This window comes from Bacillus sp. A260 (assembly GCF_009861435.1).
GTDB classification, from domain to species: domain Bacteria; phylum Bacillota; class Bacilli; order Bacillales; family Bacillaceae_G; genus Bacillus_A; species Bacillus_A cereus.
Window position 1 is genome coordinate 282501 of the sequence record NZ_CP046398.1, and the last position, 10000, is coordinate 292500.

The following is a 10000-nucleotide window of genomic DNA, read 5'->3' on the forward strand; positions in this document are numbered from 1 at the left end:
CCTGTACCACCTCTTTATCGTTTGAGCAATGGAGGGACGCAGAAGGATAGAAGAAGCGTGCGATTGGTTGTGCACGTCCAAGCAGTTAGGCTGATAAGTAGGCAAATCCGCTTATCGTGAAGGCTGAGCTGTGATGGGGAAGCTCCTTATGGAGCGAAGTCTTTGATTCCCCGCTGCCAAGAAAAGCTTCTAGCGAGATAAAAGGTGCCTGTACCGCAAACCGACACAGGTAGGCGAGGAGAGAATCCTAAGGTGTGCGAGAGAACTCTGGTTAAGGAACTCGGCAAAATGACCCCGTAACTTCGGGAGAAGGGGTGCTTTCTTAACGGAAAGCCGCAGTGAATAGGCCCAAGCGACTGTTTAGCAAAAACACAGCTCTCTGCGAAGCCGTAAGGCGAAGTATAGGGGGTGACACCTGCCCGGTGCTGGAAGGTTAAGGAGAGGGGTTAGCGTAAGCGAAGCTCTGAACTGAAGCCCCAGTAAACGGCGGCCGTAACTATAACGGTCCTAAGGTAGCGAAATTCCTTGTCGGGTAAGTTCCGACCCGCACGAAAGGTGTAACGATTTGGGCACTGTCTCAACCAGAGACTCGGTGAAATTATAGTACCTGTGAAGATGCAGGTTACCCGCGACAGGACGGAAAGACCCCGTGGAGCTTTACTGTAGCCTGATATTGAATTTTGGTACAGTTTGTACAGGATAGGCGGGAGCCATTGAAACCGGAGCGCTAGCTTCGGTGGAGGCGCTGGTGGGATACCGCCCTGACTGTATTGAAATTCTAACCTACGGGTCTTATCGACCCGGGAGACAGTGTCAGGTGGGCAGTTTGACTGGGGCGGTCGCCTCCTAAAGTGTAACGGAGGCGCCCAAAGGTTCCCTCAGAATGGTTGGAAATCATTCGTAGAGTGCAAAGGCATAAGGGAGCTTGACTGCGAGACCTACAAGTCGAGCAGGGACGAAAGTCGGGCTTAGTGATCCGGTGGTTCCGCATGGAAGGGCCATCGCTCAACGGATAAAAGCTACCCCGGGGATAACAGGCTTATCTCCCCCAAGAGTCCACATCGACGGGGAGGTTTGGCACCTCGATGTCGGCTCATCGCATCCTGGGGCTGTAGTCGGTCCCAAGGGTTGGGCTGTTCGCCCATTAAAGCGGTACGCGAGCTGGGTTCAGAACGTCGTGAGACAGTTCGGTCCCTATCCGTCGTGGGCGTAGGAAATTTGAGAGGAGCTGTCCTTAGTACGAGAGGACCGGGATGGACGCACCGCTGGTGTACCAGTTGTTCTGCCAAGGGCATAGCTGGGTAGCTATGTGCGGAAGGGATAAGTGCTGAAAGCATCTAAGCATGAAGCCCCCCTCAAGATGAGATTTCCCATAGCGTAAGCTAGTAAGATCCCTGAAAGATGATCAGGTTGATAGGTTCGAGGTGGAAGCATGGTGACATGTGGAGCTGACGAATACTAATAGATCGAGGACTTAACCATATAATATGTAGCAATGTTATCTAGTTTTGAAGGAATATGCCTTCATAGTTTGGTGATGATGGCAGAGAGGTCACACCCGTTCCCATACCGAACACGGAAGTTAAGCTCTCTAGCGCCGATGGTAGTTGGGACCTTGTCCCTGTGAGAGTAGGACGTCGCCAAGCAACTTTAAGACGAGTCAGAATGACTCGTCTTTTTTGTATGCTTTCATACCTCTATCAATTGCATTTTTAACCCCTTCTAAATAAGAAAATCCATATTTTTTATCTGGCTCTAAGTAAGTTCCTTCCGCCCACTCGTTCCATGCGTTAATAAATAAAAACTCGCTGTTATAAAAAGAGTAAGTACGATGAATTTGCTTGCTTAAATATATGGTGAACTTTTCAGGGGTAGAACCTACAAAGATGCTGCTATTCGCGTTTTTACGTCGTGCAGTATTATCCCAATCAACAAAAGCCCCGGGAAATGTTTTTTTCTTTGGGAGCGATCGTTGTAATATATACATCCATACTTTATCGTAGTCCCAAACATTTAATTGCATATCAGAATCATATATTACCTTATTTATGTCTGAAGAGCTATCATGGGCAATTGTATAGAAAGGTTCAAACTGAATGCTGGCATCGAATCCATTTATATTAGGTAGTGGAAAACTGTTTAATGTTTCAGCAAAGTATATACCTTTTAAACCATTTTCTCGCGCTAATGCATTCCAGTAATTAAGCATTTTTTCACAATCAGGAATATGTCCTGGACGATAAATAATGAATAGAGGTTTATCATCTATATAAATATATCTCTCATCTTGGAAAGCCTGTAATAAATAATCAAAGTGTTCCTTCCAATCAGATATATCTCCGTAGTCTTGAGGCATTAATATATGTTTATCGAGACCATCCCAAGATTTTGTCCATGGTTCATTTGCCCAAGAAAGACAAAAAGGGAAGTCAGGTTCCTTCATCTTTAGTACCTCATTAAAGGGTGTTTCTAATAGTCTTTTTCCCTTAAACCAGTAATGATAATAACAAAAACCATATATACCGTATGCTTTAGCGATTTCCGCTTGCCACTTTCTTACGGAGGGGGTAGTTAAGTCGTAATAAAAATCTTGATAAGGTTCCCTAGGTTGATAATGTCCTGAAAATAAAGGTTGTGCACTTTTAGTATTTGTCCATTCAGTAAATCCTTTCCCCCACCATCGATCATTTTCTTTAATTTGATGGAATTGTGGTAAGTAAAAAGCGATTATTTTCAAGTTATATCCCCCTCATGTTTTTCGTAGTTCAAGTGTTGGGAAGTTATTCTTGATTTGGTGAAGCAATTTTAAAACAAGAGATATGTTATCTGTTTACTGTCTTTTTATGGTATGTATTGGATTTTTTTAAGCTTACTTAATAAGAGAGTATTAGGTAATTTGATATATAGCTGAAATAGAAAGTGCTTTTCGTCATGAAATTTATTACGTTGAATGAAAGGAATTAAATTTTTTGAAGGACAAAGAGGGCCTGTGGTAATCGATTTACATCATCAAAAAAGTCTTGTAGCTTTAAATATTTCTCATAATGATTTTCAATATAAGTCCTAGGTATAACAGTTTCTCCGTAAAAACTACTATTTCTAACATCTCCTGCACCAGTAGGACTGTGAACAAATTTGCCGTTTTCATAATCCGAGATGGCGCGATGTATATCTGGAAAAGCTTGAGATAAAGTTTTATGCCATCCTGTTTGAATTAATTCAGGATGTTCTTGGAATTGTTGACAAAAATCAAGAAAATAGCGCGCTTGTGTTGTTGCGATGAAGATTCCACCAGGGCGAAGAACTCTTGAAAATTCTTTTACCCAATTTTCGGCAGTTGCTTCGGATAAATGTGAGAATACAGAATAAGCGAATATGATATCTAATGAATTGTCACTAATAAATTCTACAGGGGGATGTGGACTTGCTGTTTTATATATCCCTCTTCCTAGTGTTTCATTACAAAGTGTGATCATCGCAGGATCGACATCAATGCCAAGTAAATTTTGATCAGAGGCATCTTTAAATAAGAAGCGTATAATTCTTCCCCATCCGCAGCCGAAGTCTAAAACTTTACTTTCTTTATTCAAGGGAACCCCTAAATTTTGGGCGTATTCTTTTATATGTCTATAAAACAAATATGCTTCGTAAAGAGCATGTTCATAGGAAGCACCTACAAATTGTTTTTGAATTTCTTCAGGAGGAAACCTAGGTACGGGAACCCCATTTATCGTTGTTTGTGAACAACTTTGTATAAATAAATTTAGAAGTTCGACATCAGATAGTGAATTAACAAGATGATCAAAATCACTTCCTAACTTAAATTTATTCATTTGTTAAACCTCCGAATTATATAGTGATTAAACTTTATTTTCTTGCTTTTTACTAATAAAAACATGTAAAAATTCAGCATCTAACCCTAGTGATCTATCCTTTTGTAAATAAACAATGGTATACATGTTTGCGTGTGTATAAATATATTCAATCATATCCTGCCCCCAATCGAACGTTACTAAAGATCCATTCTCATCAATAGGGTTTCCATGATAAATGGGCTCTTCAATATATTCAATCACTTCTTGATTCATTCTTGCTCTTTGCACAGTTTTTGTGAGTGTATGATACCAAGGGACAGTAAATACATGAGCGCCGCCAGGTTTTAATACTCGTTCTATTTCTTTAAAGGCTTTGTTTGGCGTCATTACATGCTCAAAAACGTCTTGAGTAATGAATAAATCAAAAGATTCATCTTCAAAAGTCATGTCTTCTAAGTTCTCACATCTAATACCTTGAAAGTATTGGCCAAGAGGATAATTTTTAAAGTATTGAGAATAAGTATAGTTTTTACAGTTTTTTAATAGTAGCTGAGTTGTAATTCCTCCAGGAGAGGATTCGTGGATACTATAGGAATCCCATTTTGGAAAAAATGTATGCAAAGCATGGATTAAAGCTCGCTGCCTTGGTATAGAGTTACATGTAGAACATAAATAATGATCTCTAAGCCAATCATTATGCTCTATAAATGTAGCTTTCTTTTCGCAAATAACGCAGTACCCATTATTGTGTTTCAAATTGATTTCCACACGACATCCCTCCTATGTTAAATGCAATCTATTTATGGAAAGTATGATACACGTCAACAATCAGCGAAATCAAAGGGGGAATGGGTGAAAGTTAGGTATTTTTTAAAATTGCGATTAGGAGAAGGGAATAATCAGTTGAAGAGAACCCCCAATCGAATTAAAGTTTCACTTTATGCTATGCGATGCATCAGCTTTTATTCATGGGAAAATGTATAGACTTAAAATATCCCTTTCGTGTATGGGTACATTTCAAAATCCTGTGCGTATATTTCTGTAACTAAATCCATAGTTTCTTTATCATAAAAGCTTTCGTATGTTGGAAATCGTGGGAAGTCTGTATCTGTAATGCTAAGTTCTGCATAGCTCCCTGCATAAATCATCTTGTGTGCGCGATGATGATCTGAATTTGTAAGAAGTGCTAAAGGGGATTTTATCAAATCGTACGTGTGTTCTAGTTTGGTGATTTGTGTATTAAAATCTTCTAAAGGAATATAACATTGGATGAAGTTTTCTTCACCAGGGACGTATTGTTGACTAAAATGTATATCTAGCGCTAGAGAATTGGAGCTGAATGCCTGAACGTAATATAAAAATTGTTTAAATGATATTCCTTGATTACTATATTTGTCATTATAAAAATAATGACGGATACTTTCCCATTGAGGGCTAGCATATGGGTTGTCAGCAAGTAATAGAAATGAGCTGACAGCCCTTGTATAGGGATTTCGCACAAGTTTACAAACATCCTTTTTACCCTCTAGAAGACCATTTTGTAACTCGGGTATGTAATTTGTATTGTTCTTATACACCCAGAACTCATAGTAATGAATAAAGTCATTGTATTTCTTTGCTTCAGTAAATAATCCGATTTGAAAAAAGAACCAATTAGCTAACGCGGTGCATCCGCTTCTATGACTCCAAAATAGTATAATCGGAAAGTCTTTATGGTAATGTGGAATTCGATCTTTATGTAGAATTACATGATTTAAAAGTTCTTGATTTATATTTTTCATGAGTTCAGCACTCCTTTTTGGGAAATTTGTGTATGTAGACGTTTTTTTTATGGGTTAAACAAGTGAGGATTGTTTATTAAATATATTCATGGGGATGAGTAAATATTATGAGTGTTTTTGCAGTCAACCTGAATAAGGAAGCTATTCTAAAATGAAAATAGAAAATAAAGATAATGAAAATTTATAACAAACATACAATGATAAGAAGATGAATAATCGAAATGATCCAGTTTATTTGTGTATATTTTTAGGTTTGGAGACGGGAAAAATTTATTACTAGAGAGATGATATTATGAGGAAGAATAATTATTTAATAGTAGGTGGAAATAGTTTCATTGGTATCAACCTCGCATTGGGTTTATTGAAACAGGGGCAAAATGTAAAAGTATTTTCCAGACATATAAATAATTTTCCTCAAAATATTGTAAGTGAAGTTGAATTTATTAAAGGTGATTTAAAAAATGTTGAGGATATATATAAGGCTTTAGTGAATATAGATATTATTATTTATTTAGCTGCGACGTCTAACGTAGCAACTTCAATTGAAGATGTTTTCGGTGATATTAATAGCAGTCTATTTTTTCTTAATTTCATGGAAAGTGTTAAAGATTTTCGTATTAAAAAAATTATATTAGCTTCTTCGGGAGGCACAGTTTATGGTGAACCTGAATATTTGCCTATTGATGAGAAACATCCATTAAGACCACTTTCCCCGTATGGAATAACAAAAGTTTCGCTGGAGAATTATTTGTATTTTTATAAGAGAAAATATGGAATAGATTATGTTGTATGTAGATATTCTAATCCGTATGGAAAATACCAAAACCCCTTAAAAAAAGTAGGGGCGATAAATTGTTTTTTGTACCAGCATCTCAGTAATGAAAGGATTCATATATATGGGAATCCAGAGGAGATTATTAGAGATTATATTTATATCGATGATTTAGTTGAAATTACTATACAACTAGCACAATTAAATCAATTGAAATCTTGCGTATACAATATAGGGAGTGGCAAAGGTCTTTCTTTAAAACGAATTATAGTGGAATTAGAGAAAATAACAGAAAGAAAAGTGGATTTTATCTGTTACAAACAAAAACAAGAGAACGTTCAAAAAATCATTTTAAATATTGATAAGATAAAACAAGAATTGAATTGGGAACCTAAAATAGATTTTAAACATGGGATTAGATTAAATAAGCTATGGATTGAAGAGTTCTTATATAGTAAAAAATAATAACCCACACTCTACTTGTATAAGCAGAGCGTGGGTTATTATTTTGCTTCTTTTTCTATAACCCAAAGGTCTTGATGTTCCCACCAAAATCCTTCAGTATACTTTTTGATAATTGGGTTATGGGGTAATAATTTAATTTTGTCACACACGTAAGAGGGACTAACTATCGTTTGTCCGTATTGATTCACATCTAAATCGAATTGTTCACTAGAAGAGAGAAACCAATAGCCCTTTTCATTTAAATTTGGAAACCCGAAGTATTTTTTGCTTTGATAGCCATGGGTTGTGAAAATGAATAAACCACCAGGTGAAACAGCGTTATATAATGTTTGCAGCCAACGAAACCAAGTTGTATCAGGCATATGAGAGAAAAAGGATAGACAAAAAACGATATCGTACGTAGAGGAGTCCAATTTTAACTGTTCAGGCTCAGGATGAGATAATATAGAAGAATTATTTAATTTGTTTTTAATAAAGGAAATAGCCTCTTCGTGTATATCGCAAGCGGTTATACTCAAATTCGCTTGTAGATTTAATAAATGACGTGTTACGCAGCCGTATCCGGATGCAAATTCTAACAATTTAATTGGATTGCCTGTAGGAGGATAAAGGGAAGTAATTAAGTTTAAGAGTATTTGTGCTGAGTTTTGCCCATCTTTAAAGTAGTAATCTATCGCTTCTTTTTTTGATGGGAAGACGGGATTAGTGACAATGAACTGAAAGATATGATCCTCAGGATGGATACTTGCATTTACATTATAGTTGTGTGCGATTTGAGAAATTAAATCTTTATGTTCCTCTATAAAGTCTTTCAAAGAGTATTCCTCCCTTAAGTAATAGTAGCAACTTACAAGAGATATTGATGGCATAGAAAGCACATGTTTAAATTTTTAAGTATGCTTTAAGATGCTTTCTATATGTATACATTTTCATTTTAGAAATGTCGTCGATAGTAAATCTTTCTTTAATGAAATTTTGCATTTGTACAACTTCATTGTAATGGGAGTATGAATCTTCTGTTCTCGTTACGCTATTTAAATGTCGTCTATGATAGTTTAAGGGGGATGGATTGAAGTAAATATCTCCCTCCGTAAGAAGAGAAACATAGAAAAACCAATCACCAGCTATTTTGAACTTCTCTAACTGTTTTTCTGTTTTCTTCATATCTATATTTTTAAAAACTACACTTGAAACATTAGGTATAGTGTTTTTGATAAGTAACGTATCTTGTATTTCTTCGACGCCTTTTCGAAAATAGGGGCCTTTCCATTTTTCTTTATCGATATCATTTGTGTAATTTAAATAATGATTAGCCAATACATTTCCTTGTTCATCAATTTGTTTTGATTGTGTGTAACTTAAGGTAATATTGTTATTTATATAAAACCCCTGTATCACCTCTTGTAAAAATGTCTTATCGCATAAGTCATCGGCCTCTGCGATCCAAATATAATCACCAGTTGCTGCAGAGACTCCTTTTATCCATTGTTTAAATACGGAACCAGAGTTTTTATCATTAATAATCTGTTGAACCTTCAGGTGGGGCTTATTTTCTTTTGAGAGCAGCTTTTTAAAAGTTGATACGCTATGATCAGTGGAGGCATCGTCTAAGAAAATTAGTTCGTAAAGAGGGTAGGTTTGGTTTAAGATTGATTCGATTCGAGCAGGTAAGTATTTTTCATAATTATAGTTCGGTATGATTACACTTATCTTTTTGTAATTATGTTCGAGAAGATCTAGTAATTGATAAATGTAATTAAGAAAATTGAAGTTTTTTTCGATAAGTTCTTGGCCAAAGCTTCCCTTTTGTAATCGTAATCCCTCATCGTGAATAAATTCATATATTTTCTCTAGCATTTTGGGTAAATTTAAAAAATCTACTAAGGCACCAGTTTTTTCTGTAACAACATCTTCAAAACCTCCAGCATTTTTAAACCCTATAACAGGAAGTTTTGCATCTAATGCTTCTAAAACAACATTTGGAAAAGGATCTTCCCTGGAAGTTAATAAGTATAAGTCAGCCCCGGCGTTATATAATCCAATATCGGGAGTAGGATCGACTAATGTGAAATGTGCTTTATATTTAGGGGGCAGTGTATTCAGGAATTGAACGTCCGTTCTCCCTACCCAAATGAAATGAATATCCTTGTGAGTCTTTCGTACTGAGTAAGAGATAAGTGAGAATAAATCTATTCCTTTTCGATAATCTGCGAAGCCTACACCTAAGATGATTTTGCTATCTAGAGGCAGGTTAAGCTTCTTACGTAACTCATTTCTAGCTTTTGCGATATTGTTTTTATAAGGATTGTGGTTAAACAAACCTTGAGGGAGAATGTGACATTTTTGAGGATCCAATTCAGTGATTGTACGAAATTTTTCATATACGTATTGTGAAGGGAAGACAACTTTGTAAGCAAATTCAGCGATGTTTTTAGCTTTCCCTTCAGCAGAGTACTGTTGTATTAAATGCGGTAATTCATGTATTAATGAAACAACTTTTATATTGTGTCTAGCTAGTAATGCGACGATATCGCCACTTATGACAGTGCTACATATGGCGAGGGTAAAATCCTGTGATAATAAATCCTTTATTAATAATTCGACCTTTTCTTCTGTTTGATAACCTTGCTCGAGACAATAAACAGGACCGTACTTTTGAAAATCTGGAATTAAAATACCTGATCCAATAGAAATAATTGCAACAGAGTAATCAAAGTTTTCTTTAAGAGCCTTAATAGTATGTAAAGAAAGCAGCTGTGCTCCGTGGAAATGGGCATCATGGGATACATAAATTATCTTTTTATTAACATGCATTTCATAACGCCTCCTAAGTATATTAGATTTTAAAGGTAAAGAAGAGAAGTGTTTTATTTATAATCTCCCTAGAGATGAGCAGGAGGGAGGACGTACTAAAAGAAAAAATACTATCCTTAATATATATTTACTTGGTCTCACATTCATTCTTTAGAAAAGTATTAGTATTAAGTTAGAGAGTGTAGGCTGCAGATTGTTAGTTTGAATACATAAGTTTAAGAAGTTCTAAGGCTGTGTTAGAAATTAAGACAGGGCAAAGCTTTTATGATTTATAAAATAAAAAAGATAAAAGGTATTGACGGTTGATCTACGGGGGTGTAATATAGGACAAGTCGCCGATGACATTAACGTCG

General features: G+C 36.1%; 7 protein-coding genes and 2 rRNA genes (1 of these 9 running past the window's edge). 3 read left to right on the forward strand and 6 right to left on the reverse strand.

The features are described 5' to 3' along the window. Positions 1–1482: ribosomal RNA gene (locus tag GD442_RS01590) — 23S ribosomal RNA — on the forward strand; it begins 1440 nt to the left of the window's first position. Positions 1483–1530: 48 nt separating this feature from the next. After that, positions 1531–1646, forward strand: a 5S ribosomal RNA gene (gene rrf, locus GD442_RS01595). Positions 1647–1660: 14 nt separating this feature from the next. Here the strand turns inward: rrf and GD442_RS01600 are convergent. The 4 genes from GD442_RS01600 to GD442_RS01615 form a co-directional block, all read right to left on the reverse strand. Next, positions 1661–2737 carry a glycosyltransferase WbsX family protein gene (locus GD442_RS01600; RefSeq protein WP_000690976.1) on the reverse strand — a complete coding sequence of 359 codons (1077 nt, stop codon included), beginning with the start codon at positions 2735–2737 and terminating at the stop codon, positions 1661–1663. A gap of 223 nt (positions 2738–2960) precedes the next feature. Continuing rightward, positions 2961–3833, reverse strand: a complete 873-nt coding sequence (locus GD442_RS01605; RefSeq protein ID WP_001031897.1) for a class I SAM-dependent methyltransferase — start codon at positions 3831–3833, stop codon at positions 2961–2963. 27 nt (positions 3834–3860) lie between these two features. Further along, positions 3861–4583 carry a class I SAM-dependent methyltransferase gene (locus tag GD442_RS01610; RefSeq protein WP_048538439.1) on the reverse strand — a complete coding sequence of 241 codons (723 nt, stop codon included), beginning with the start codon at positions 4581–4583 and terminating at the stop codon, positions 3861–3863. Between the two features lie 218 nt (positions 4584–4801). Further along, entirely contained in the window at positions 4802–5596 is a 795-nt protein-coding gene (locus GD442_RS01615) for a sulfotransferase family 2 domain-containing protein (RefSeq protein ID WP_000790047.1), read from the reverse strand. 292 nt (positions 5597–5888) lie between these two features. Between GD442_RS01615 and GD442_RS01620 the strand changes: the two genes are divergently transcribed. Beyond that, on the forward strand, positions 5889–6833 hold the full coding sequence (locus tag GD442_RS01620) for an NAD-dependent epimerase/dehydratase family protein (RefSeq protein WP_001230833.1): 945 nt from the start codon (positions 5889–5891) through the stop codon (positions 6831–6833). Between the two features lie 38 nt (positions 6834–6871). On the opposite strand, the gene GD442_RS01625 is transcribed toward GD442_RS01620, so the two are convergent. Both GD442_RS01625 and GD442_RS01630 read right to left on the reverse strand, forming a co-directional pair. Further along, positions 6872–7648, reverse strand: coding sequence for a class I SAM-dependent methyltransferase (locus tag GD442_RS01625; RefSeq protein ID WP_048538440.1), 777 nt, complete (start codon positions 7646–7648; stop codon positions 6872–6874). 67 nt (positions 7649–7715) lie between these two features. Then, positions 7716–9647, reverse strand: coding sequence for a glycosyltransferase (locus GD442_RS01630; protein WP_000558370.1), 1932 nt, complete (start codon positions 9645–9647; stop codon positions 7716–7718). Between the last annotated feature and the right edge of the window lie 353 nt (positions 9648–10000).

Coding starts and splice junctions, on each gene's coding strand:
- GD442_RS01605 (WP_001031897.1), bottom strand. CDS start 3,833: ATGAATAAATTTAAGTTAGGAAGTGATTTTGATCATCTTGTTAATTCA.
- GD442_RS01615 (WP_000790047.1), bottom strand. CDS start 5,596: ATGAAAAATATAAATCAAGAACTTTTAAATCATGTAATTCTACATAAA.
- GD442_RS01620 (WP_001230833.1), top strand. CDS start 5,889: ATGAGGAAGAATAATTATTTAATAGTAGGTGGAAATAGTTTCATTGGT.
- GD442_RS01630 (WP_000558370.1), bottom strand. CDS start 9,647: ATGCATGTTAATAAAAAGATAATTTATGTATCCCATGATGCCCATTTC.